Origin of the sequence: Desulfogranum marinum, from assembly GCF_963675105.2 — a bacterium.
GTDB lineage: Bacteria > Desulfobacterota > Desulfobulbia > Desulfobulbales > Desulfobulbaceae > Desulfogranum > Desulfogranum marinum.
The window spans coordinates 1,700,595-1,723,429 of sequence record NZ_CAXXRO010000004.1 but is presented as its reverse complement, the minus strand read 5'-3'; the positions used below and the strand labels follow the sequence as shown (position 1 = coordinate 1,723,429).

Annotated in this window: 25 protein-coding genes and 1 other RNA gene; 12 read left to right on the top strand and 14 right to left on the bottom strand. The window is 45.6% G+C overall.

What is annotated here, in order from left to right:
- Position 1 precedes the first annotated feature (1 nt).
- Entirely contained in the window at positions 2–295 is a 294-nt protein-coding gene (locus ACHZCY_RS16345; protein ID WP_319549654.1) for an FmdB family zinc ribbon protein, read from the bottom strand.
- 373 nt (positions 296–668) lie between these two features.
- Between ACHZCY_RS16345 and ACHZCY_RS16340 the strand changes: the two genes are divergently transcribed.
- The 5 genes from ACHZCY_RS16340 (at position 669) to rpsA (ending at position 4,600) form a co-directional block, all read left to right on the top strand.
- On the top strand, positions 669–1,106 hold the full coding sequence (locus ACHZCY_RS16340) for a Ros/MucR family transcriptional regulator (protein ID WP_319549653.1): 438 nt from the start codon (positions 669–671) through the stop codon (positions 1,104–1,106).
- Positions 1,107–1,185: 79 nt separating this feature from the next.
- On the top strand, positions 1,186–1,974 hold the full coding sequence (gene murI / locus ACHZCY_RS16335; RefSeq protein ID WP_319549652.1) for a glutamate racemase: 789 nt from the start codon (positions 1,186–1,188) through the stop codon (positions 1,972–1,974).
- The gene (locus ACHZCY_RS16330) at positions 1,967–2,677 is read left to right on the top strand and encodes a LolA family protein (RefSeq protein WP_319549651.1); all 711 of its coding nucleotides are present in this window, start codon (positions 1,967–1,969) and stop codon (positions 2,675–2,677) included. Before murI ends, ACHZCY_RS16330 begins: the two co-directional genes overlap by 8 nt.
- A 184-nt stretch (positions 2,678–2,861) precedes the next feature.
- Positions 2,862–3,407 carry a YfcE family phosphodiesterase gene (locus ACHZCY_RS16325; RefSeq protein ID WP_205223477.1) on the top strand — a complete coding sequence of 182 codons (546 nt, stop codon included), beginning with the start codon at positions 2,862–2,864 and terminating at the stop codon, positions 3,405–3,407.
- A gap of 35 nt (positions 3,408–3,442) precedes the next feature.
- Entirely contained in the window at positions 3,443–4,600 is a 1,158-nt protein-coding gene (gene rpsA, locus ACHZCY_RS16320) for a 30S ribosomal protein S1 (RefSeq protein ID WP_205223478.1), read from the top strand.
- A gap of 220 nt (positions 4,601–4,820) precedes the next feature.
- Here rpsA and rlmB read toward each other — a convergent pair whose 3' ends face one another.
- The 7 genes from rlmB to ACHZCY_RS16285 form a co-directional block, all read right to left on the bottom strand.
- Positions 4,821–5,636 (bottom strand): 23S rRNA (guanosine(2251)-2'-O)-methyltransferase RlmB, encoded by an 816-nt coding sequence (rlmB, locus tag ACHZCY_RS16315; protein ID WP_319549650.1) that lies wholly within the window; start codon positions 5,634–5,636, stop codon positions 4,821–4,823.
- A 195-nt stretch (positions 5,637–5,831) separates the two neighbouring features.
- A complete protein-coding gene (gene gmk, locus ACHZCY_RS16310; RefSeq protein ID WP_319549649.1) occupies positions 5,832–6,428 on the bottom strand; it encodes a guanylate kinase in 597 nt (198 codons plus the stop codon).
- Positions 6,421–6,729, bottom strand: coding sequence for a DUF370 domain-containing protein (locus ACHZCY_RS16305; protein ID WP_205223481.1), 309 nt, complete (start codon positions 6,727–6,729; stop codon positions 6,421–6,423). Before ACHZCY_RS16305 ends, gmk begins: the two co-directional genes overlap by 8 nt.
- A gap of 49 nt (positions 6,730–6,778) precedes the next feature.
- Positions 6,779–7,660: a YicC/YloC family endoribonuclease gene (locus tag ACHZCY_RS16300; RefSeq protein ID WP_205223482.1), complete on the bottom strand. Its 882-nt coding sequence runs from the start codon at positions 7,658–7,660 to the stop codon at positions 6,779–6,781.
- A gap of 57 nt (positions 7,661–7,717) precedes the next feature.
- On the bottom strand, positions 7,718–8,716 hold the full coding sequence (gene rfaE1, locus ACHZCY_RS16295; RefSeq protein ID WP_205223483.1) for a D-glycero-beta-D-manno-heptose-7-phosphate kinase: 999 nt from the start codon (positions 8,714–8,716) through the stop codon (positions 7,718–7,720).
- A 30-nt stretch (positions 8,717–8,746) separates the two neighbouring features.
- Positions 8,747–9,280 carry an OmpH/Skp family outer membrane protein gene (locus ACHZCY_RS16290; RefSeq protein ID WP_205223484.1) on the bottom strand — a complete coding sequence of 178 codons (534 nt, stop codon included), beginning with the start codon at positions 9,278–9,280 and terminating at the stop codon, positions 8,747–8,749.
- Positions 9,281–9,552: 272 nt separating this feature from the next.
- The gene (locus ACHZCY_RS16285) at positions 9,553–10,062 is read right to left on the bottom strand and encodes an OmpA family protein (protein ID WP_205223485.1); all 510 of its coding nucleotides are present in this window, start codon (positions 10,060–10,062) and stop codon (positions 9,553–9,555) included.
- A 185-nt stretch (positions 10,063–10,247) separates the two neighbouring features.
- Here ACHZCY_RS16285 and glgP point away from each other — a divergent pair, with 185 nt between their 5' ends.
- The 3 genes from glgP (at position 10,248) to ACHZCY_RS16270 (ending at position 14,340) form a co-directional block, all read left to right on the top strand.
- The gene (glgP, locus tag ACHZCY_RS16280; protein WP_319549648.1) at positions 10,248–12,455 is read left to right on the top strand and encodes an alpha-glucan family phosphorylase; all 2,208 of its coding nucleotides are present in this window, start codon (positions 10,248–10,250) and stop codon (positions 12,453–12,455) included.
- A 155-nt stretch (positions 12,456–12,610) separates the two neighbouring features.
- Entirely contained in the window at positions 12,611–13,033 is a 423-nt protein-coding gene (locus tag ACHZCY_RS16275; RefSeq protein ID WP_205223486.1) for a hypothetical protein, read from the top strand.
- An 11-nt stretch (positions 13,034–13,044) separates the two neighbouring features.
- A complete protein-coding gene (locus tag ACHZCY_RS16270; RefSeq protein ID WP_319549647.1) occupies positions 13,045–14,340 on the top strand; it encodes a radical SAM protein in 1,296 nt (431 codons plus the stop codon).
- Here ACHZCY_RS16270 and ACHZCY_RS16265 read toward each other — a convergent pair.
- Complete coding sequence (locus tag ACHZCY_RS16265; protein WP_205223488.1) at positions 14,318–15,388, bottom strand: tRNA dihydrouridine synthase; 1,071 nt, start codon at positions 15,386–15,388, stop codon at positions 14,318–14,320. The two genes, ACHZCY_RS16270 and ACHZCY_RS16265, sit on opposite strands and share 23 nt — an antisense overlap.
- Before the next feature lie 82 nt (positions 15,389–15,470).
- On the opposite strand from ACHZCY_RS16265, the gene ACHZCY_RS16260 reads away from it, so the two are divergent.
- Complete coding sequence (locus ACHZCY_RS16260) at positions 15,471–15,893, top strand: Fur family transcriptional regulator (RefSeq protein WP_319549646.1); 423 nt, start codon at positions 15,471–15,473, stop codon at positions 15,891–15,893.
- Positions 15,894–16,080: 187 nt separating this feature from the next.
- Here ACHZCY_RS16260 and rny read toward each other — a convergent pair whose 3' ends face one another.
- The 5 genes from rny to ACHZCY_RS16235 all read right to left on the bottom strand — a co-directional run bounded on the left by rny (position 16,081) and on the right by ACHZCY_RS16235 (position 19,787).
- Positions 16,081–17,646 (bottom strand): ribonuclease Y, encoded by a 1,566-nt coding sequence (rny, locus tag ACHZCY_RS16255; RefSeq protein ID WP_205223490.1) that lies wholly within the window; start codon positions 17,644–17,646, stop codon positions 16,081–16,083.
- A gap of 407 nt (positions 17,647–18,053) precedes the next feature.
- Positions 18,054–18,224: non-coding RNA, 6S RNA (gene ssrS, locus ACHZCY_RS16250), on the bottom strand.
- 63 nt (positions 18,225–18,287) lie between these two features.
- Complete coding sequence (locus ACHZCY_RS16245) at positions 18,288–18,575, bottom strand: cell division protein ZapA (RefSeq protein WP_205223491.1); 288 nt, start codon at positions 18,573–18,575, stop codon at positions 18,288–18,290.
- 14 nt (positions 18,576–18,589) lie between these two features.
- Positions 18,590–18,916 carry a cell division protein ZapB gene (zapB, locus tag ACHZCY_RS16240; RefSeq protein ID WP_205223492.1) on the bottom strand — a complete coding sequence of 109 codons (327 nt, stop codon included), beginning with the start codon at positions 18,914–18,916 and terminating at the stop codon, positions 18,590–18,592.
- A 382-nt stretch (positions 18,917–19,298) separates the two neighbouring features.
- Positions 19,299–19,787 (bottom strand): NUDIX hydrolase, encoded by a 489-nt coding sequence (locus ACHZCY_RS16235; RefSeq protein ID WP_369125063.1) that lies wholly within the window; start codon positions 19,785–19,787, stop codon positions 19,299–19,301.
- A gap of 58 nt (positions 19,788–19,845) precedes the next feature.
- Between ACHZCY_RS16235 and ACHZCY_RS16230 the strand changes: the two genes are divergently transcribed.
- The 3 genes from ACHZCY_RS16230 (at position 19,846) to ACHZCY_RS16220 (ending at position 22,832) form a co-directional block, all read left to right on the top strand.
- The gene (locus tag ACHZCY_RS16230; RefSeq protein ID WP_319549645.1) at positions 19,846–21,333 is read left to right on the top strand and encodes a lytic transglycosylase domain-containing protein; all 1,488 of its coding nucleotides are present in this window, start codon (positions 19,846–19,848) and stop codon (positions 21,331–21,333) included.
- A 10-nt stretch (positions 21,334–21,343) separates the two neighbouring features.
- Entirely contained in the window at positions 21,344–21,706 is a 363-nt protein-coding gene (locus tag ACHZCY_RS16225) for a molybdenum cofactor biosynthesis protein MoaE (protein WP_205223495.1), read from the top strand.
- Between the two features lie 283 nt (positions 21,707–21,989).
- Positions 21,990–22,832 carry an HDOD domain-containing protein gene (locus ACHZCY_RS16220; RefSeq protein WP_205223496.1) on the top strand — a complete coding sequence of 281 codons (843 nt, stop codon included), beginning with the start codon at positions 21,990–21,992 and terminating at the stop codon, positions 22,830–22,832.
- The last annotated feature ends 3 nt before the right edge of the window (positions 22,833–22,835 follow it).

Below are 22,835 nucleotides of genomic sequence, written 5' to 3'. Positions count from 1 at the left end.
CTCAGGAACTTGAAGTAGCAGCAGGACAGCTTTTACAGGATTCGCCTGTCTGGCAAGGTGCTGGGGTGGGGGTCTTGGCAGTGCCGGATGAGCCATTCTTACCAGCCCCTCCTGAAGTTTGACTGTATCCGTCAGCGTACCAGCCGCCACCTTTTAACTGGAAAGAACTCATTGAGATAAGTTTTTTCACTGGACCGCCACACTCTGGGCATATTTCTACAGGAGCATCGGCAATTCGCTGTTGCATTTCAAAGACTTTCTCGCACGCAGGACATTCATACTCGTAAACTGGCATTTTACTACCTCGGAAAAAATATTTTTCACTTCTGGTTAAAGTTAAAAGGATAGGGATAACGGGACCAATAGTAATGTCTCCGCTGTTCTGTGTCAACCTTCACCGCCAGGATTCACGCAAAGGTATTTTTTTTACGAATCCTGCAAAATACAGCAATCTACCAAGATAGTGACATGTGTATAATCAAACAGTTACACTAAAAAAGAACACATACACTGCATTTATAAAAAAGGCCTCCCTGAAAAGCAGTTTACAGCTTTTCCACAAATAGATTAAAAAAAATTGATTTGTCATTATACATGTTCTATTGTTGACCCTATTGTAATTTTCATATTGAATCAGAATATCTTCTTTTTATGCATAGGAGCAAATAATGACTAAATCACTGGTCGAGATGACTGCTGAAATCATTCAGTCCCAAATCAGCAGCACTGAGATGACTACAGATGAGGTCAAGGAAGCGTTAAAAGATACCTTTCAGACCTTAAAATCTCTTCAGGACATTGAAGCCGTCGGCGCTGAAATGCCGACAGAGGAAAGCGGCCCGGTAATGGAGCCCAAAAAATCTATCCAAAAAAACAAAGTTGTTTGCCTTGAATGTGGTCAGGAATTTAAAATGCTCTCTCCCAAGCATCTTAAATCACATGGACTGACCGCAAAAGAATACAGAAAAAAATATGGCTTCTCAGCCCGGCAGCCACTGTGTGCCAAATCTCTTTCCGAAAGACGTTCCCAATCAGGAAAAGAACGCGGTCTTCCCCCGAATCTGCGCAAAGCAATCGAAGCCCGCACCAAAAAGAAAAGCAAATAAGCTCCCTCCCGGTCTCTCCTTCTGTTCAGGAAGGAGAGATTGCAGCGCTCAAAACTCCATATTTTTTACACAATACATCATGATCGGTATTTTTGATTCCGGCTTAGGCGGAATGACGGTAACCCGTGCCATCGAACAACTCTGTCCAGGTTATCCTTTACTCTACTTCGGTGACCTCATACATACTCCTTACGGATCGAAAAGCTGCGAGGCCCTCACCGAATACGCCATTCGTAATACCGAATTTCTTATTGCCCAAGGAGCCGCCCTCATCGTTATTGCCTGTAATTCTGCAGCCAGTATTGCCGGCAACGCATTGCGCAATAAATTTTCCATCCCCATAATTGATGTTATCGAACCAGCAGTAAACCAAGCTATCTCCACCAGCAAAAACGGGACCATTGGAGTTATCGGCACCCAGGCAACGATAAAGTCTAATGTTTATGCGAAAAACATTCTTGCCAGGTGCCCCAACTATAGGGTGTATTCTCAGGCATGCCCGCTGCTTGTGCCGCTTGTTGAGGAAGGATGGCTCAATCGCAAAGAAACCAAGATGATCAGCAAAAAATACCTGCAACCGCTTCGATGCAAACAGGTTGACACACTTATTCTCGGCTGCACTCACTATCCCATGCTTAAATCTATAATTCAACCGCGCATTGGTAAACGAGTAAAAATTGTAGACTCATCCATTGAAACAGCGCTGTTTCTTCAAAATTTTCTTCTTCAAAATCAAGAAATCGCAAAAGAACTTGCTGCACAAAAAGCAAACAATCGTTTTTTTGTATCAGATCTACCACTTCCAACCCAATCACTCGCCGAATCTATCTTTGGTCGCCCTGTTCATCTGGAGAAAGTCCATGCTTAATCAACAATACCCACTTACCAAATTTTTTCTATTGTGCCTGCTGCTGCCCTGCACAACCTTTTTCCTATCGCTCCCGGTCAAAGCAACAACAGGTGAGGAACAGGTAAAAAATATTCAGGCCCGGTATAATTCCATCACAAGCATCTGCTTCGATTTCCACCAACAAACCACTACCAGCGGCAGAGTGAGATCCGGTAATGGCAATGCCGTGTTCGTCAAAACATCAAGCAGTGACGACACCATAATGCGTTGGAATTACGTTGCTCCGACAGAACAGATAATACTGAACACGGGCGATAAACTTTCCATCTACACCAAGGATGATAAGCAGCTCCTTATCACCAAGGTGGACCAGCTTGACGCAGACATAACCTTGACTTTATTTTCAGGAAAGGCAGACATTCTCGATACCTTTCAGGTGGTACCACAACAAAACGGCGAAAACTCGATATCTGCAGGTAATAATCTGCAAACACTGCAGCTCACACCGACAAAACCCCACTCGCAACTGCAACGACTGCAAATCTGGTACACCCCTGACAACCTCATCCACAAGCTTGCCATGGAAGACCATTTTGGTTCTGTAACCACCATCCTCTTTACAAGCATCCGGCTCAACACGATCAAACCGGACGACACAGTGCAGATCCAACAAATTGTGCATATGGATCTTCCCAAGGACACAGAAGTGATACATCAATAGCACTGTCTCTACCAAGCTTGTCTTCAATGGCAAACAGGACCATGGAAGAAGCTCCTCTTTTGACTGACAAGAAATGGGTTGAAGAACTGCCATAAGCGGGGTAAAGAAGGATACGCCTATGCTTCTTACTCTTTCTCATATTATTCTGAATCACAGGCACAATACCTAATTTTCCTTTTCAAATATGCTTATTGCAATCCTTTCTGACAGCCATGATCAGATTTTGCACCTGCAGCGTGCAGTTCAGCACGCTAACCGGCAAGGAGCCGGCATACTGATTCACTGTGGAGATCTCATTTCACCGTTTATGCTCCCCTACCTTGCCGAGTTCAATGGACAGGTACACCTTATTTACGGCAATAACGTCGGTGATCAGCACCTCATTTCCTCACGATGTGAAACGCAAATAGACAACATCCGACATCATGGTATTTTTGGTGCCATTACCGTAAACGGACTACAGATCGCATTTCACCATTATCCGGAACTTGCCTGTGGCGTCGCAGAAACCGGCAAATATGATATTGTCTGTTGTGGCCATAACCATGTTTGTGCAGTACAAAAATTGAACGGCTGCTTGCTGCTCAATCCCGGCGATTTGCTCGGCAAGGACAATCCACCAGGTTTTTTACTTGTCGATACCAGTACAATGGCAGTACGCCATATTATTGTTGGTGATGCCATGAACTTTGAAACAAAATTTACCCCCATATCACAATCCGTTAGATAATAAAGCCATCAAGGCACCTTACCGAGTATGAAAAAATGAGTGACGAAAAATTTACAGATCTTTTTCAGGCAAAAACAGTTACCCGCACCGCCCTTAAGCCCGGTGATCGCGTCCAGGCGGTTATCGCAGCCATCAATGGCGAAAACATTTTCCTTGATGTCGGTGTAAAAAGTGAGGGTTTGTTAAACGCTGCTGAGGTTCGTGACGAAAATGGCGAGCTGTCTGTGAAAGTGGGCGACACAATTGACGTTTTTCTTCTCTCCGCCAGAGGCGGCGAGATGACATTCACCACCAGAATCGGCTCAGGCCAGGTTTCTTCACAAGAATTGGAGGATGCCTTTCATTCAGGAATTCCCGTTCAAGGTAAAGTCCTGGAGGAGATCAAAGGTGGTTTTGCGGTAACCGTTGCAGGACAGCGAGGTTTTTGTCCGTATTCACAAATGGATATTCGCCGGATCGAAAACCCTGAAGATTATCTTGAGCAGACCTTGTCCTTTAAAATTATCGAGTTTGGCAACCGGGGCCGCAATATTATCCTGTCTGCCAGGGCGCTGCTGGAAGAACAGCGCCTTGAAGCACGAGAAAAGTTACAGGAAACCCTTGAGGAAGGGATGCAGGTGCCAGGCACGGTAATGTCTATTCGAGATTTTGGTGCTTTTGTTGACATCGGCGGTGTTGACGGACTTATTCCTGTTTCGGAACTTGCCTGGGGGCAGACCGAAAGAGTGGAAGATGTTGTCCATATCGGCCAGCAAGTCGAAGTTCTGATAAAGCGGCTAGACTGGGAAAATGATAAGATCTCCCTGAGCCTGCGCGAAACCACCCCCGACCCATGGGACGAGGTCACTGAAAAATATGCCCTCGGCAGTACCCACATGGGAGTAGTGTCCAGGCTGGCAGCCTTTGGTGCCTTTATCACCCTGGAACCAGGCATTGACGGCTTGCTGCATATCTCCAAGATGGGAGGAGGACGAAGAATCAACCACCCTCGCGAAATTATGGAGCCTGGGCAGGAGTTCACCATTAAAATTGACGCTGTTGACCCGGAAAAAAAGCGCATTTCACTGGTTCCCGATGATTACACTAAAGAAGAACAAAGTGACGAAAAATTTATCCCCAAGCCATCGGAAACTAAGCCTCAGTCCATGGGCACGCTAGGGGATCTCCTCAAAGCACAGATAAAGAAAAAATAGCTAGCCCAAATTTCTCATGAACTTTTTGATTTTAAACTCAATTAACAGTCTGTTTTTCGTTTTCAATCAAAAAGTTCACCCTTCGGGTTCGGCGGAATTATTCACGCCACTACAGCCCTGCACGATAGCAGAACAATACAAAAAGCCCTGAACTCGGCTATCCGAGTTCAGGGCTTTTTGTGTCTACACACCTTGAAAAAAGCTTAACGGCCTTCGGCAGTCAGGAATTTCGAGCTGATACCTGCCGTCTGATCTCAAACATGATTACAGCTGCCGCAACTGCTGCATTGAGAGAATCGAATGTTTTATCCATGGGAATGGTGACCAATTGATCACATTGTTTTTGTACCAAAGGACGAATCCCCTTCCCTTCACTGCCGATAACCAGGCATAAGGCACCGGAAAACTCGATGTCATAAATCGAACCAACATTATTTCCATCGACCACCGCCCCGTATACCCAGAAACCTGCATCCTTCATTTTCTGCAGACTATCGGACAAATTGGTAACCTGGCAGATACGCAGATGGGAAACAGCCCCGGCGGAAATTTTGGCAACTGTCCCGCCAAGAGGCGCACTCCTCTCCCGAGTAAGAATAATATCAGTAAACCCTGCCGCCAATGCCGATCGAAGTATGGATCCCAAATTGTGTGGATCCTGAATAGAATCCAGGACAAGGACCTTTGGCGCTTCTGCAACCTGAGCTTGACCGAACAACGCCAATAGCTCTTCAAAGGCAAACAAGGGTGCAGCAGCAACCCTTGCAACCACACCTTGATGGTTACAATTACGTGGTACCCCAAAACGCTGGGGATCAACAAATCGAAGCTTTATCTTATGTTGCCGGGCAAGATCAACAAGCTGTTGAATACGGGGCCCGGCCTTTCCTTTTTGCACCGAAAGCTCAGATACACTCTCAGGCCGCTGCGCCAGCGCCTCAAAAACCGAATTAATTCCCCAGATAAAATCGGAATCATTCTCGTGTTGCTGTTCGGCATTTGCTCTGCCTTTGGGAGATACTTTTTCTTTAGCCATCTACTTCCACAGTTATAAGCCTGTTCCTTTACTGTCTTTTCGCCCAATCTCTCGGAGTCTAACGCTTACCTCGTTATACTGAAAAAATAATCCTTGGAGGTAAGCGAAGACTCCGATATTAACGATATGCCTGTGGTTATTTTTGCCGGCATGTCTCGACCTTGAACGAAAATACTAGTAAATCAACAGGCTCAGTTATAATCCCTGCACCAATGTAGTTTTCCGACACCGGCAACGCTCCGCAATAATAATACTTTTTAAACAATCGATAGCCTCTTCAAGCACGTCATTCACAATCAGATAATCATACAGGACCGCAGCCTCCATTTCTTTTTTCGCGTTCTGCATTCGCAAAGAAATAGTGGCGTCATCCTCCGTCCCTCTTCCACGTAACCTTCTTTCCAACTCCTGCATGGACGGAGGGGCAATAAAAATGGTCACCGGGGAGGCTTTGCTCATTACCTGTTCAGCTCCCTGGACATCTATGTCTAAAATAACATCTTTCCCGGCCGCCTGCTGTTGCTCAACCTCTTGTTTACTCGTACCATAAAAGTTACCATGCACTTCAGCCCACTCTAAAAAGCCTGATGGTTCCCGATCCCGCAGCTCGATAAAAGCATCAGGGGAAACAAAGTAGTAATTCACTCCGTGCTGCTCTTTGTTGCGTGGCTGACGAGTGGTATGCGATATGGAAAAGACCAGGTTTGGCAATTGACGCATCACCTCTCTGACCATAGTTGTTTTTCCGCAACCCGATGGTGCCGATAAAACAAATAACGTTCCACTACTCATCGGTGTCCCCGTTCTGTTGTCTGTCAAGGATGGCGGCTGGATTATGCTGCTCTGCATCTAATGCAGCCAGCCGTTGATTAATGGTATCCGGCTGAACCGAGGAAAGGACAAGGTGCCCTGAGTCAAGAATGATAATTGCCCGTGTACGTCGTCCTTCTGTCACATCAATTAGTTTTTTTTCAACCCGGGCGTCATCTTTTAATTTTCGTATAGGCGAAGAGCCGGGATTGACAACTGCCAGAATCCGGCTGACTTTCAGCGCATTACCAAAACCAATATTCACAAGCCTGAAACTATCCATCGCTGCTCATCTCACGTCATGACGGGAAAAACCTGGGTGCAGGAGTGACCTATTCAAGGTTCTGCACCTGTTCGCGTATTTTTTCAATCTCATTTTTCATCTCCACGCCGAGATGAGCGATGGATGCATTGGAAATTTTGGAAGCAAGCGTATTCACTTCACGCAGAAATTCCTGAAGCAGGAAATCGAGTCGTCTACCAACCGGCTCGTCACCTTCCAAAAAAACTCTAAACTGGTCAATATGGCTTTCAAGCCTGACTATTTCTTCAGTTACATCGCTTTTATCAGCAAGCACTGCTGCTTCTTGCGCCAAGCGGTTCTCATCTATCTGGATGCCATCAAGCAGGTTCTCAAGTTTCAGCTTCAGATCCGCATGCCGTTGAGCAAGTATTTGTGGCGCATCAGCTGCAATACGTTGCACAATTTGCTCAAAACAACCCAGCCGCTGCAACAGATCCAGCTTAAGCGTTGCCCCCTCTTGTTCGCGCATACGGTCACACTCAACAACGGCTTGATCAAGAGCTGAAGCAACAAGCTCCCACTCTGCGTCCATATCCGGGCTCTGTTCCTCCTGACTGATTACATCACGCATGGTCAACATATCCGACAGGCTAACCGAACCACTAAGTTGATACCTCTCGATCAACTGTTGGAGGCAACTATGATATTGTGATGCAACCGCATCATCAATGACAAGCTTCGGATTGGTGGCAAGTTTTCCCTGGACAGTAAACGTAATATCCACCCTGCCGCGATCTATTGCCTGGGCGATCCTCTTTTTTGCAGCGTCTTCAAACCCTGCAAACAGACGGGGTATAACAACCCGCTGGTCTAAAAATCTATGGTTAACGGTCCGAACTTCAGCTGTCCATGTTCTACCGTCGGCGGAGATTTCTCCTCGCCCAAACCCGGTCATGCTTTTTGGCCGCATTACACAATCGCCTCCGGCGTTATTTTTTTCTTGTTACTTGAATTACTTCAAATACGATTAAGTGGTACCAGGCAAAGCTTTTTCAAGCTCGGTATTGTTTACACAAGCAGTACCGACTTTGCCGACAACTATACCTGCCGCATAATTTGCAAGGGCTGCGGCATCTGCCATACTACAACCAGAAGCAAGGCCCAGAGCAAGCGTTGCCGCAACCGTATCCCCGGCCCCTGTCACATCATACACTTCCTTTGCCATGGTAGGGATGGTAACCATTGGCTGTCCCTGCTGAAATAAAGCCATACCAGCCTCTCCACGGGTTATGAGTACAGCCTCACAGCCAATATCTTCAATAATATGATGAGCCGCAGCGAGCAGTGTATGCTCATCATGAATGGCAATACCACTCATCAACCCGGCCTCATGGTGATTGGGGGTAATCACGGTCGCCCCAACAAAACAGTGCATGTTGGCAGGTTTGGGATCAACTATCAAAGGTAGCTTCTTTCCTGACTGACGATAGACATCATCAAGTATCTGCCGAAGCCTGATCATCATCTGTTCGTTCACAACCCCTTTTGCATAATCAGAAACCATGATGGCATCAAAAGTATCCACATTTTGCTCAAGATACTCAATGAGTTGATTATACGTCGGCTTGGAGGGTTCTCCGGTCTGTTCCCTGTCAAAACGAACGACCTGTTGCCCCTGGGCAACAACCCTGGTTTTTACGGTGGTGGGCCTTTGCCCGCAGACAATGCCATCGGTGTCGGCACCAAGATCATGTACCAAGTCCTTTATCTGCTGCCCCATTGCATCTGCACCGATCAATCCACAGATGGCTCCTCGGCCACCAAGTGAAATTATATTTCTAAGAACGTTTGAACTACCGCCGAGCAGAAGCTCCTCGCGCCCGACATTGACAACCGGCACCGGAGCTTCCGGCGATATCCTGGTCACCGTTCCCCACACAAAATGATCAACGATAATATCTCCGATGACCAGAACCCGTGCCGAGGAAAACCTGCTAACCAGCTTACGTAAAGAATGAACTGACATGTTTATATACGATTAAGCAGTATCTATGGATTACTTCATAGCCTTGTTTAAGGCACTGGTGACGCTTTCGGTAAGATCAGCATTATCGCTAGCATAGAGGATGACATTATGCGGCAAAACCAGTGTAAAGCCTTTTTCCTTTGCAACTTCTTTGACAACACTCTGCAGTTTCTTTAAAATAGGCCCGACATTATCTTCGCGCAGCTTTTTCAACTCCAGGTTGGCATCTTCTTGCTTAACAGCCAGGTTGCGGCGCATCTTTTGAAATTCAATACCCTTTTCCTGCTTCATTTCATCGCTCCAGGCAGAGCTTTTCTTCTCTATTTCCTGTTGCAAGGCAATCAGCGCCTTTTCGTCTTTTTGAAAATCAGCCTGTAATGCCTCCATCTTTTTAGCAACCACTGACTGTGCAGCTTTTCCGGCGTCGGAACCAGCAAGTACTTTCTGCATGTTGATAACACCGATTTTGACATCAGCAGCCATTGCCCCAGTGACACCAACCAGCATGCATCCCATAAAAAGCACTGTCCATATCACGCTTAAAGCTCTACTTTGTTTGCTCACGTTACTCTCCTTTCGTGTTTAATTAGCCTGTTGCTTTTCTCTCTTTTCGACCAACCTCTTGGTTATGCAAAAAATAATCCTTTGAGGTAAACAAAAATACGAAAATGCCGATATCAATAATATGTCTTTGGTTATCTCTCCAGCATATTACGACATTGAAAGAAAATGCTAGTCAGTCCACAGACTCTTTTTAACGTACATTTTCTGTTCAAAAAAATAAAACCGGCCCAGGTTAATCGCCTGTCCGGTTTTGCGTTAGAAATTAGATGGAACTACTTTACAATGACAAAATCATCACGTCTATTCTGTGCCCATGATATTTCATCATGACCGAAAAGAAGTAGTTTTTCTTCTCCCCAACTAATGGTAGAAAGTCGTTCAGGAGCAATCCCCAGATTGATGAGATATTTTTTTGCACTCTGCGCTCTTCGTTCTCCGAGAGCCAGGTTGTACTCTCTTGTGCCCCGCGGATCACAGTTACCTTCAATGCGCACTTTTACATCAGGAGCAGACTTGAGAAAATCAGCATTTCCCTCAATACGTTGCACTTGCTCACCGACCACACCAGACCTGTCAAACTCAAAATATACCGGCAACATCGGGCCGGAGGTCCGTCCTTCCATAATTTCTGTTTCTTTGCTTTCCAAAGACTCTTCAGGACCCAGTCCTTCGCTTTTCATTTCGGATGAAACATCAGGAGCTTTTTTGCCACAACCGCTCAAACCGAACCCTGTCAAAAGCACCATCACGGCGAGCAGACAAAAGGTTTTATCAATGCGCATTACGCCCTCCTTGAACAATTTTATAAATTAACCGGTTACAATATACATAGGAATCGGTCGATTTTACTCAACCCGTGAAGGAATACAACATTTTTTTCCAGGAAAAGGAATTCACTTGCAAAACCAAACCAGCCTTTCTACACTCGGCTGACATCAGAACATTATCACCTTTTGAGAAAATTACATTGAACGCTAAACACAATATCAACGTTGCTTCACCAGCAGATCCAGCTGCAGAACTACTGTGCTCCAGTAATTTCGGCACTTTTTTCGGCGTATCCCAGGAAATATTTGACACTGTGTGGCAGAAGTTAACAGCACCAGAAGGTAATTCCGTGGGGTATGTGTCCATGGAAATAGGTGCTGACCCGGATGTCTTTCAACCACTTAAAAAGTTGTTATTAAAAGAAGACATACAGCAGAGCAAACACCTCCTCGCCAATACAATTCTGCAAAAATATCTCAACGGCCCTCGTAAAATCCCAAATTACAGTGGCGGACTGGGTGTACTTGCCGGCGACACGCTTAAAAGCTTTGCCGATCTACATATGCCGGTGTTTGGGATCAGTCTGCTCTACCGCGGCGGTTATTTTTCGCAAATTGTAGATTCAAAAGTCGGGCAGATAGATCATGCTACGCAGTGGAATCCTGAAAGCACCCCGACCCTTTTCCCTCTTTGCAACCCAAAACATCCCGAACAGCCGCTGGAAATTGAGGTGCCTTTTTTCAATGGTCGCTCTGAACTTCTTCGAGTTACGGCCCAAGTCTGGATGAAAATGGAAATTTCCGAACAACTGGACTACTTCACGCCGGAATTTCTCTTTGATTATAGCCTGCCGGGTGCACCGGATTGGATCACCGAAGCAGCCGGTCAACTGTATAATGCCACTTCCGATGTTGTCAAAGCGAATCAGCGTAGAATGCTTGGTAGTGCGGTGTTGCCATTGCTCTCTGCTCTCGGATTTACCTCACAGACCATTCATCTCAATGAGCAACACGGCGTAACAGTTACGCTGCACCTTATTTTGCAGGAACTGGAAAGCATTTTCGGCAATAACTTCGCTTCAATCGTCACCGATGACGATATCTTATCTGCAGCAGAACGCGTATCTCAAAAAATAGTGTACACTATTCATACCCCTGTAAAAGCCGGGCATGACCGTTTTTCGAGACAAATGTACTCATCCATTAGTCATGCTGCTTTTCAGCGCATACTTAATCTCGTAGCTCTTGATGATGACAATGCCCATGAGTACAACTTTACCGCCATGGCAATGCGCATCAATCGCAGTATAAATAGCGTCAGCAGATTACACAGAGATGTCACCAGGCAACAGTTCCCTGCTTTTGCCAAAAAAATTAAAGCGATAACCAACGGTGTCCATCATCTCACGTGGATCAGCGATGCGCGGGCCGCCCTGTTTGACTCGGTGCCTTCTATTCGTAACTGGCGCGATGTTCCCGGTTGCTTCGCCTCTCTGGCCATTGAAGACTACCCCGAATTAACCACCGGACTACAGAAGGCATGGAAAGAAGATAACCATCATCTCATCGCCTACATCAATGAAATGCTGGAACATCATCGTACGCAGATGACCGAAACCTGGATTGATCCGCCCAACTACCTTTCCCGACTCAACAAGCCGGACTGGCTGGAACCGAATGTCTTTACTATCGGCTTTGCCAGGCGTTTCTCAACCTATAAACGTGCAGACCTGATTTTTGACGACATTCCCGCCTTAGCCAAAATACTTGTCGACAATGACTGGCCTGTTAACTTTCTTTTTGCAGGAAAGGCACACCCCGAAGATGAACCTGGTAAATCAGTGTTAAAACTGATCCTCGACTGCCAAGAAGAATTGTACACCTTAAGTAATGGGTTAGGGAAACTCGTTTTCATTCCTGGATACGACATGCTCATTGCCAAGCGCATGGTTTCCGGGGTGCACGCGTGGCTCAACAGCCCCAAACGACCCCTTGAAGCAAGCGGTACAAGTGGTATGAAGGCAGCCATGAATGGGGTCCCCAACATCAGCGTACTCGATGGCTGGTGGGCTGAAGGCTACCATGAAGGAAAAACCGGATGGAAATTCGGTTATGATGGCCCCGTAGATGATGCGGATTTAAGTGAAGACCCCAGCACACTGCTCTATGCCGAAGACTCAAGTTCCTTTTACCAACTGCTCCCAAACATTCTTGAAATTTTTTACTCGCAGCCAGAGGTCTTCCTCACCAAAGCGATAAACAATCTTAAACTTAATGTTCCCATTTTCAACACACACCGGATGACAGCTGAGTACATTCACACATATGATCTCAAACTCACCAAACAGGAAGCAACAAAGATTGACATCTTTCGCAGCTTGTATCAAAGTGAGTCAGCTGAAGAATAGGAATTGGAAAAACAACAAACCTGCAATGAGCAGTGCTTAAATAACCGAAACTACGCAGACAAAGAGACTATTTAAGTACCTTGTAAAGAAGTCATATTTTTTTTATCAGTTTACCGGCTGTAATAACTCAGTCGATTGTACAGGAGTACATAACCATGGCCCGTCACATAAATCCTAGTAATTCAACCAACAAGACCATTGACGCTATTGACCGCAAAAGAGACAGGGAACGTCTCTTTTTACTGAAAAAAGCCAGAGAAAACAGCAGCGAGCTTTCGGTGGCGCTGGTACAAAGACTTCTTGATCAGCATATCATTGAGACCAACGATGTAAGCGCTATCCAGGAATCGCTTGAAAAACAACTTAGAGCCATGGGTGACCTGGAAGAATTTGAAATGCGCTATAAGATTGCTCCTATTCGCAACCTTACCCAAGATCCCAACATTGCCAGCCTGTTCATCACCCAATTCATTATTGAAAACCTGATAGATCATCCTAATATTCAGGATATATTTGGTGATGACCTGGAAGTATACCGTACCGTAGACTCCATTCTCTCAGCGATCCGTCCGCGGTAACTTTACAAGGCATGAGGTCTCAACATCCAAAAGAATTACCCTTTCTTGTTTTTGCAAACAGTAAGGGAGAAATAGAGGAGTACGAAGGGCTGCAGATGGCTGCTCAATCTGCAGCAAACTACTGCAAACCCAATCTAGAAGACCTGATCGAACTTCCCGAAGGCAGCGAACTTTTTACGCTGCCAGGGAGGTTACCTGTCGGCATAGAGAAAGAGAGCGGTGAGCCGGCTCTGCTGGACACTGATCCATATGATGGTACAGGTACGGTTCAGGCAGTTGCAGCCTTCATGGCGCCGGCCTATACATCCCTCTACACGACAGCGTACCAGACTCAGGATCAACACAGCCCCCAGCTTCCACTTTTTGCCTACACCGCTGTCGGCTGGTATGATGGTAAATTCTGGGTCACAGGCTTTCGAAGTGACCGTGATAAGCGCCAAGACACTGCCAATTTCGACCAAGACCTTATTACCCTTCGAACCCGAAAAAAGCTGCAACAACATCCCCATAACAGGCTTATCCAGCATCTTGGGAAATGTTGCCTGACCTATTGCTGCCCAGCAGCGAGAAACTTTTTCCTTAACCGCTGGGAAGCACCTCTGCCATGCTCACCGGTCTGCAATGCAACATGTGTCGGCTGCATCTCTCTTCAACCTTCAGGCTGCTGTGCTTCAACCCAAGACCGGATTACCTTTGTTCCTACAGTCAAAGAAGTCTCGGAAATAGCCATTGAACACCTCACTACGGCTCCCCTTCCAATCGTCAGTTTCGGCCAAGGCTGCGAAGGAGAACCTTTACTGCAGGCTGATCTCATGGAGCGAAGTATTAAAGCCATAAGAAAGGCAACCTCCAAAGGGACCATTAACCTGAATACCAACGGTAGTTTACCTGATGCTGTTGAGCGACTGGCCAAGGCTGGACTAGACTCCATTCGCATATCCATGAACAGCGCACAACTTGAAAAGCATACCCTTTATTACAGGCCCAAGGGATTCACTCTCAAGGATGTTGAACATTCAATACAAATCATGAAACGCTATCAGCGTCATGTTTCCTTGAACTATTTCATTTTTCCAGGCTTTACTGACGACCCGGATGAATTGGCAGCACTCTCAGCACTTATTGACAAATGCCACCCTGATTTTATTCAACTCCGTAACCTCAACATAGATCCGGAAGTATACCTCAGGGCAATCCAGCATCAACCGACACAAGCACCACTGGGCATCCGAAACTGGCTGGGGCAATTACAGACCGCTCATCCAGACCTGCAATTTGGCTATTTTAATCCGCAGGTGAAAAAATAAATGTATCCCCACATTCTTTTTGGAGAACGGTAAATGCCTCTGCATCGCTGCGACTAAAAAAATCAGCCGCTCTTCCCAGTGCCTCTCCCATTGACGCACTTGATTGCACTCTGCTGGCCAAATGATGACCAAAAGCGTAGTTTGTGGCAAAATAATGGGTGAATTCCTTTAATCGGCCGAGACGCCTTTCCACCCTGAACCGTTCCTGCAAAGCCTGACAAAAATCGTGATACACCCTTGGCAGAGAGGTCATCTGCGTCAATTGGAACTCATAACCATACACTTCTTTTGCAACCTCTGAAAATATCCAGGGTTTTGCCGCGGCAGCACGACCAATCATAAGGCCATCGGCACCACTCTCTTCCAAGCACCTCTTAGCTGCCTCGACACAATCGATGCCTCCATTGGCAACAACCGGAATGGCAAGCCTCTTTTTTATATCCGCGATTGCTCCCCAACGAGGTTTGCGGCAAAATGATTCACTGTCGAGGCGTGCGTGTACGGTCAGCAAGTCCACCCCTTCACCTTCAAGCATCAGACAAAATTCACGAAGAGCATCAGCATTGAGCTGCTTGCCCAACCTGATTTTCGCTGTTAATGGCAAGGTCGTCTCTTTTCTCGCCTCTTTGATGATAGCTTTAACCAATTGCTGGTTGGCAGCTAGCTGTGAACCGCCACCCGCCTTTCTCACCCTTGGTGCAGGACAACCCAAGTTAATATCGACGGCATTAGCAGAAAGCTTTTCAAGAGCTGCAATTGCAGGCTTAAGCACACCAGGTTGACTCAATAACAACTGGTAAGAAAGTGGGTGTTCCTGTTCAGTGCGTATAAGGTATGGAGAAATAGTAGCATTTTCTTTAGGCAGGCACTGTGCTGCCAGCATTTCGGTGCTGAGCAGCCCTACACCGCCAAAAGAAAGGATGGTCGTTCGTAGCGCCGAGTGAGTCAACCCTGCCATTGGCGCCAAAAAAAGAGGTGGCCAAATATTGAGCGCGCCAATGGTCAACTGCCGGCCACTGCCGGGAGATGGTGTTTGCTTGTCCTTCATTTGTACCTTGAAAAAAAAAGGTGGTCGGATTAATATTGTGAGAATAATTATCTTATTTAATAACTAATACAAGTAAACTATAATGAATGCGCCATCACCAATGCTCCGCCTGACAACACAGCGCCAGGTTATCCTCGAAGAACTGACCAAAGTAAAAACCCATCCAACTGCCAATGAACTGTACGATATGGTTCGCAAACGGCTACCGCGGATCGGCTTAGGCACGGTTTACAGGAATCTGGAATTAATGGCCGAAAACGGGATGATTCTTAAAATAGAAGTCGGAGGTTCCCAAAAACGCTTTGATGCGACCACCGATACCCATTATCATATCCGCTGTTCACAATGTGGAAAAGTTGATGACATTGACATGCCGGTTATAACGGACCTTGTCAAAGAAGCATCCTCAACAAGCTCTTACCAGATTATTGGTCACCACATTGAATTCACAGGTATTTGCAGTGAATGTCAGAAACTGCATGCCGAGGATGAAAGGCAGCACTAAAGAACGGCGCAGTCTATTTTCGAAACGGCCCGAAATAAAAAGCGGCAATCCTTTTAAAGATTGCCGCTTTTTTCATGCATTTGCGTAGTCCCTTTAATCCCTGGTGTGCTGCGTGTTGTAAAGCCTGCCCCCCCTACCTTCAGTAGCAAGCAGCACTGACCAATTTCCCAAGGTTATGCTGTTTTAACTACTTGGCAAACTCAATAGCCCTGGTCTCACGGATCACTGTTACCCGTATCTGGCCTGGATATGTCAACTGCTCTTCAATTGCTTTGGCTATATCACGACTCATGATTGTTGCTTCATTATCTTTAATCTTTTGACTATTCACGATAATGCGCAGCTCCCGTCCAGCCTGAATAGCGTAAGACTTCTCTACTCCACTGAAATTGTTAGCTATATTCTCCAGGTCTTCAAGGCGCTTCACATAACTTTGCAGCATTTCCTTACGGGCCCCCGGGCGGGCACCGGACAATGCATCAGCAGACTGCACCAGCACGTCAAGAACGCTTTTAGGAGGTTGATCCTCATGATGGGCGCCGATAGCATAGACAATATCCTCAGGCTCACCATATTTTTTGGCGAGATCGCGACCGATAATCGCATGCGACCCTTCCACTTCATGGTCAACAGCCTTACCGATATCATGCAGCAAGCCGGCGCGTTTAGCTTTTTTGACATCCAGTCCGAGCTCAGCCGCCATTACCCCGCAGAGAAAAGCCACTTCAAGTGAGTGTTGTAAAATATTTTGCCCGTAGCTTGTCCGAAACTTCAGCCTGCCGATCAGGTTAATGAGATCAACATGCATCCCATGGGCGCCAACATCAAAGGTAGCCTGCTCCCCAGCTTCACGAATTTCGACTTCAAGTTCCTCTGTTACCTTCTGTACGACCTCTTCTATACGCGCAGGATGAATGCGACCATCGGAAATCAACTGTTCCAGCGCAAGTCTGGCTACTTCTCGCCGGATAGGATTAAATCCTGACAAGATTACCGCTTCAGGGGTATCATCAATAATAATATCGATTCCGGTTGCGGCCTCAATGGCCCTGATATTCCTCCCTTCCCTGCCGATAATCCGCCCTTTCATATCATCGTTGGGCAGCGGCACCATGGACACTGTCTTATCAGCCACATAATCACCGGCATATCTGGCAATGGCAAGCGCAAGGATATTTTTCCCCTTCCTATCTGCCTCCATTTTCATTTCATTCTCAATACGGGACAACCGTTTTGCACAATCCATGCGTGCTTCACTTTCGATGGATTGCATCAACTCCTCTTTGGCTTCTTCCCGATTTATACCTGCTATTTGTTCAAGCTTGTACCGTTGCTCATCGACAAGGGATTCAAACTTCAATTTCTGCTCAGCAACATACTTTTCGGCCGAGCCGACATTTCCTTCTCTTTCACGAAGCTTAGTCTGCCGATCTTCCAATAACTGAAAATCCTTTTGAACCTCATCAAACTTTCGACTAAGCCGACGCTGGTCATCCTTTAGTTCCTGGCGACTAATCTTAATTTCCCGTTCCGCTTCTTGTTTCGCCTTGTACGCCTCTTCTTTGGCCAAAAGAAGTGCTTCTTTTTTTATTTGTTCAGCTTCACTTATCGCGTTTTCAATTATCTGTCGTCCTTGGGCCTCAAGATTCCGCTGATTCCCCTCGACAAGTCGTTTCCGTAGATATATTCCAATCCCAAGACCGGCAAAAAAATTTATCACCGCCAGAAACATGGTCATCATATTGAGTTCCATGAAATTACCTGTATGTTGCGCAATTTGTTACCAACAATAATGAATAACAAACAACTGCAGTAAAAAATATAAAGGGAGGGGAGGTAGAGCGGAATTCGATGGTAATTACCGCTTAGAGGGCACAGTCAGACTAAACAGTAACAGGAATGTTGACAAAACTGCCCAAACCATAGCAGTTACCTGGTTCTCTTCAGTTCAAACAGAGAGAAAACAATAATGGTGTGCGATCAATTTTCTCGTAAAATCAGCCCGGCGGAGAGTTTCACATCTATAATAAACCTGATCTCATCAGAGTTGTCTTATTTCACTAAACCAGTTGGCGTCCGCTTCTGCACTTACTTCCATCCCGTTTCAATACGTTAGATGGCTAATGCGTCGCAGCGGATTCTGTCCACTGCGATTATATAAAAACCCCCGCTCTGCCGTTTCAACGCAATGATTAAACCTAAACAAATAGGTGGGCAATGCTAATTGCCGCCTCAGGGAATCAGTAAAGTTTCCCATCGTACGACAAAACAGCTACCCTAATCATGAGAGTTGGCTCAATACTCCGTTGATCACAAACAGAGCAGGGGTATCATCACTTGTTTATATGTAGTATAGCAGAACGCTACATTAAACTAAATAACAATCTCTTTGGATCAGTCCATTGCCCCCGATATTTTTTCAGAGAGCTGGTCTATGGCTTGATCCTGGTGCTTTTTAAAATCCTGGAACTCGTGTTCTAACTGCACATATTTTGCTGCCAGGCGTAAACAGCCCAGCACGAGCATTTTACTCGAAGGAATTGCACTGCGGCTGAGCTTCTCCCCCTCTTCCAATTCTTGGCGAAGCAGGCGTATAGCCAATTCCACTTCATTGTCCGGAGCATCGCTGTAAAAGGCAAACTCCTGACCGAACAGATTAAAACGAACGAGACGATCTTTCATTCGATCCCGTAATTTTAGCCCTGATACTCTTCATGTTCATTATTAAACGACGAGCCTTGGTTTTCGACCCGGCCATCATCATCTTCATTATTTTTTCCAGAATCGCTACCCTGCTCATCTTCCCACTGGGTGATGCGGTCCAGTAAACCGGAAACCCGACTACTTACTGCGGCCCTTTCGTCGCTGAGGTTTTCAATGGTTCCTTTAAGCTCAGCACATTCCATATCGCGTTCCTGCAACATTTCTTCCAGAGCTTGATAATCGGATTTCAGCTGATTATATTTATTTAATACTTGATCAACAAGTTCTTCCAAGCGCAATAATTCCGCATTTTGCTCCATATCCATTCCTCGATTTAACTTTTCGAAAAAACTATAAAAAAATCCTTTTACAAGTAAGCTGTAGTTTAACAGTGACCAACTATACAGACGACAAACTCCAAGCGCAAGTTTTTTAGCCCGGATTTCTCATCTGTTCAGACGGCGATAGGCTCAAAGTTTTTAACTATGATTTACAGGAGCCTCTATTCATTACCAAAATACTGAAGAAAATGATCCTGGCCGACCTGATTTTGGTGAACACTGTGCAGATTTTTCTGCTCTGTGTGAGTTCGCAAATCATACACAAATTGAGTGTCATTTAATAAATTGACACGATGTGCAAGGGAAATTCGGGTAAGTCTGATTTCTTTCTACGTGTATATGGTAATCCTTAAGCTGAGGGTCAGCAACGACTAAAGTGCCACGAAATTGGACGCCCGTTATCATAGGGCATATAACCGTGAAAAGCACGAGGATCATCATCAAAAACCAAAGGGAGAAAGAAACGATCCCCTTCCCACATTGGCAATTCTTGTATTTTATCAATCAAATGCCAAGCCAGTTCACCTTCATTATTCTTTTTCTTTAGGTCACCTGTAAAGCTGGTTATTAAAAAAATAAACCCTAACCAATCTTCACCATATGGACCAAATCCTGTCCAATTCACAGTCCCCCGAAGAGTCATCGTTTTGCACTGCAAACCTGACTCCTCTAAGATTTCTCGCTGCATGCAGCTTACAACATCCTCTCCAGCCTCCATTTTTCCACCCAGACCATTATATTTTCCCAGATGTTGATCATCTTCACGGGCATTTCGATGAACCAGCAACGTTTCTTTTTTGTCAGGAGAAAGAATATATCCTAAAGTTCCAATAATCGGTTTGTACATAATGCGGGCACTCTTCATTTTTTATAGTTATTAATTTTGAAGATGGGTGTTTCACTGTATAATGAAATGCAAAAGATATTTTGCAGCAGTCTCAAAACGGTATGGCTCAGGAGCCGTACGAGTAAAAATCACAGTATACTACAAGGTAGCCTTAACCTCTATGCGCAATGCTCTTCCTTTTCACATTCGGGTTACGTTTATAAAATCCAGCATATCCTTTCTCGTCATATGCATGGTGTCACTGATTATACCTATCGCCCCTGCTGGAGCGCAAAACAACTTTCCTGTTTACAAAGTAATACAACCTAATGTTGCTTTCTGGGAAGACATCTACGGCACGTATAGTTCACGAAAAGGTATATTGCATGACCGCAACGACCTTAACATCGTTTATACGGTTATTGATCTTGTGAACTGGGATGCGCCTGAATCAAGGCAAATCAACCAAAAATTGATAAAACTTGCCAGGCAGCGTGTCAAAAATATCCTTTCAGAACTTGGCCACGGCAAAAAACCAGCCACGACAGAAGAAAAGCGTATAGCGGCCCTATTTCCGAAACAACGGCACACTCGCTATTTGAAAGCGCGGGAAAATATACGGCTCCAAATTGGTCAAAAAGATAGATTTAAACAGGGTGTTATTCGTTCCGGAAAATACATTAGCCAAATAAAGACAATTTTTCGCCATTACGGCTTACCCGCCGAGTTAGCGTATTTGCCCCATGTTGAATCTTCTTTTAATCCGCATGCAAAAAGCAAAGCAGGAGCAGCCGGACTCTGGCAGTTTACACGTGCAACTGGAAAAGACTACATGCGTATTAATCAACTGATCGATGAACGGCTTGACCCTTTCCTCGCAACCCATGCAGCAGCAAAACTCCTTAAAGAAAACTACAGCCGACTGGAGACATGGCCCCTCGCGCTAACAGCCTATAATTATGGACGTTCCGGAATGCTCAGGGCAGTTAAGGAGCAAAAAAACTATCCTTCTATTTTCTCCAACTACCGAAAAGGGCATTTTAAATTTGCATCTAGAAACTTTTACTCTGAATTTCTGGCAGCAACCAAGGTCGCACGAAAGTTGGGCCGTGATCGCAAACTATTACCTGACAGACCGGAAGCGACCAAAACGTTGCGCTTAGAGGGCTATGCTTCCAGTCAAAATTTACAGTCTTTCTTCCGTGTTTCTAAACAGGACTTTGCTCGCTTAAATCCTGCACTCAAAAAACCTCTGCTCGACGGCACCAAACTCATCCCAGAAGGATACCTGCTTCGTTTGCCCGCTACCAAACAGGTTCGACTAAGGCTCAGCCAATGGAAAAAATCAATGTACGCCGCGAGTCAACTTCCGGATACGCTTTACACGGTGCAAAAAGGTGATACATTAAGCACCATAGCCAAGAGATATAGAACAACGACCCACAAGCTAAAAACACTTAATAACCTCAACCGTCATTCAATCATTAAAATCGGCCAAAAACTGGCACTTCCCTCCTCCAAGGGCAACATTGTCATCTTAAAAAATATTTCTAAAAAGAAACCTATCTAAAACGGAAGCCATGGATATCACAAAAACGATTCAATCCCTGAAAAAAAGACCTGATTTCACAGATAACGTCGGAATGATCCTTATTCACAATGGGACCGTACGCAATTGGTCCAGAGCTGACAAACAACAGGTCCAGGCTCTGGAAACCATCGTCGACCATGCAAAAATCGACAAACTTCGCCAGGAATATCTCGCAAAAGAAGGAATTTACGAAATTATTGTCGAGGCCCACTCTGGAAAATTTCAACCTGGCGACGACCTCCTATTTATTATCGTTGCCGGTGACTTACGCGAAAACATAAAGCCTGTGCTGGCAGAGTTGCTTGATCGCATCAAGGCAGAGGCAGTTACAAAAAAGGAAATCAAGGCTTAAAGCCACCTTGGGCAATTCCTTTTCTTTCCTCACTCTAGCCCAGCGCTTTCTCATCAATAAAGTTTTCGCAGGGCAAGGCACAAGCCTCGCAGCAGGTAAGCGCAATACCCCGGGAGAGTGGCGGAAAAAGCAATGATTCAAGACGCACTGGAAACTGTGGTTGGCACCATCATCAACCACAGTTGTCATTTTAACTAGCAATACCAAAGAGCAGCCAGGAAGCCTCCTGAGCCTCTACACCCCACTGGCAGTTGGATAAAATCCAAGCACAAGGAGATGCACAATGGATGCGGCTGAAAAATTCATTCAACAATTTAAAAAAACAAAGACGCTGCCGCATATTGTAACCAGGCTGGCTCAACTTATAAACGATGAAGACTCAACCCTCCAGGATTTTGAAGAAGTCATTCGCCTGGACCCCGCCCTTGTTGCCAGACTCCTTACCCTTGTCAACAGTTCTTTTTTTGGAATGTCACGCAATGTTGACTCCATTTCCAGGGCCGTTGCACTCCTTGGCATGAAAAACCTGCATAATATTGCCGTTACCGACGCAATACAGGGCATGATCGATACAGACACAGACAATCCGGGTTTCGAACCTAAGCGTTTGTGGTCTCACAGTGCGGCTGTAGGCCTATGTTGCAAAATGATTGCAGAACGAATTTTGTCAATAGACGGCGACGACGCCTATCTCACTGGAATATTGCATGATATAGGGCTAATTGTTGAATTTGAGACAGCACGTAATTCTTTTTTTAAAATAATCGACCAGCTGGAGGAAAACTCACCGGATATTGTTGCACTCGAACAAAGGGAGCTAAACACAGATCATTGTCAAATCGGTTATTTACTTGCACTTGAATGGCAAATTGCCGAACCTTTAGCCGAAGCGATCAGAGATCATCACCTTGACAACAACGAACCAGCACCTAACTCACCCACCGCGATTTTACAAATTGCGGAGTATATAGTGAACCAGCTTGGATTTTCCGTCAAAGATGATAAATATCCGCAGCTTTCCCCAGGACTTTCAGCCCATGTACAGAAAAATATAGCTGAATACAAAGTACTCGCCGAAGATTTGCCGGAAGAACTGGAAAAAATAACCAGCATGTACGGGAAATAAATC

Excerpts from the sequence above, each read along its gene's own strand:
- gmk (WP_319549649.1), bottom strand. The coding sequence starts at position 6,428 with ATGAGTAGTGGAACGTTATTTGTTTTATCGGCACCATCGGGTTGCGGA.
- ACHZCY_RS16260 (WP_319549646.1), top strand. The coding sequence starts at position 15,471 with ATGAATGCGCCATCACCAATGCTCCGCCTGACAACACAGCGCCAGGTT.
- ACHZCY_RS16265 (WP_205223488.1), bottom strand. The coding sequence starts at position 15,388 with ATGAAGGACAAGCAAACACCATCTCCCGGCAGTGGCCGGCAGTTGACC.
- ACHZCY_RS16275 (WP_205223486.1), top strand. The coding sequence starts at position 12,611 with ATGGCCCGTCACATAAATCCTAGTAATTCAACCAACAAGACCATTGAC.
- ACHZCY_RS16305 (WP_205223481.1), bottom strand. The coding sequence starts at position 6,729 with ATGGATAGTTTCAGGCTTGTGAATATTGGTTTTGGTAATGCGCTGAAA.
- rpsA (WP_205223478.1), top strand. The coding sequence starts at position 3,443 with ATGAGTGACGAAAAATTTACAGATCTTTTTCAGGCAAAAACAGTTACC.
- rfaE1 (WP_205223483.1), bottom strand. The coding sequence starts at position 8,716 with ATGTCAGTTCATTCTTTACGTAAGCTGGTTAGCAGGTTTTCCTCGGCA.
- ACHZCY_RS16220 (WP_205223496.1), top strand. The coding sequence starts at position 21,990 with ATGGATGCGGCTGAAAAATTCATTCAACAATTTAAAAAAACAAAGACG.
- ACHZCY_RS16230 (WP_319549645.1), top strand. The coding sequence starts at position 19,846 with ATGAAATGCAAAAGATATTTTGCAGCAGTCTCAAAACGGTATGGCTCA.
- rny (WP_205223490.1), bottom strand. The coding sequence starts at position 17,646 with ATGGAACTCAATATGATGACCATGTTTCTGGCGGTGATAAATTTTTTT.
- ACHZCY_RS16245 (WP_205223491.1), bottom strand. The coding sequence starts at position 18,575 with ATGAAAGATCGTCTCGTTCGTTTTAATCTGTTCGGTCAGGAGTTTGCC.
- rlmB (WP_319549650.1), bottom strand. The coding sequence starts at position 5,636 with ATGGCTAAAGAAAAAGTATCTCCCAAAGGCAGAGCAAATGCCGAACAG.
- ACHZCY_RS16325 (WP_205223477.1), top strand. The coding sequence starts at position 2,862 with ATGCTTATTGCAATCCTTTCTGACAGCCATGATCAGATTTTGCACCTG.
- zapB (WP_205223492.1), bottom strand. The coding sequence starts at position 18,916 with ATGGAGCAAAATGCGGAATTATTGCGCTTGGAAGAACTTGTTGATCAA.
- ACHZCY_RS16270 (WP_319549647.1), top strand. The coding sequence starts at position 13,045 with ATGAGGTCTCAACATCCAAAAGAATTACCCTTTCTTGTTTTTGCAAAC.
- murI (WP_319549652.1), top strand. The coding sequence starts at position 1,186 with ATGATCGGTATTTTTGATTCCGGCTTAGGCGGAATGACGGTAACCCGT.
- ACHZCY_RS16340 (WP_319549653.1), top strand. The coding sequence starts at position 669 with ATGACTAAATCACTGGTCGAGATGACTGCTGAAATCATTCAGTCCCAA.
- ACHZCY_RS16285 (WP_205223485.1), bottom strand. The coding sequence starts at position 10,062 with ATGCGCATTGATAAAACCTTTTGTCTGCTCGCCGTGATGGTGCTTTTG.
- ACHZCY_RS16225 (WP_205223495.1), top strand. The coding sequence starts at position 21,344 with ATGGATATCACAAAAACGATTCAATCCCTGAAAAAAAGACCTGATTTC.
- ACHZCY_RS16330 (WP_319549651.1), top strand. The coding sequence starts at position 1,967 with ATGCTTAATCAACAATACCCACTTACCAAATTTTTTCTATTGTGCCTG.
- ACHZCY_RS16345 (WP_319549654.1), bottom strand. The coding sequence starts at position 295 with ATGCCAGTTTACGAGTATGAATGTCCTGCGTGCGAGAAAGTCTTTGAA.
- ACHZCY_RS16300 (WP_205223482.1), bottom strand. The coding sequence starts at position 7,660 with ATGCGGCCAAAAAGCATGACCGGGTTTGGGCGAGGAGAAATCTCCGCC.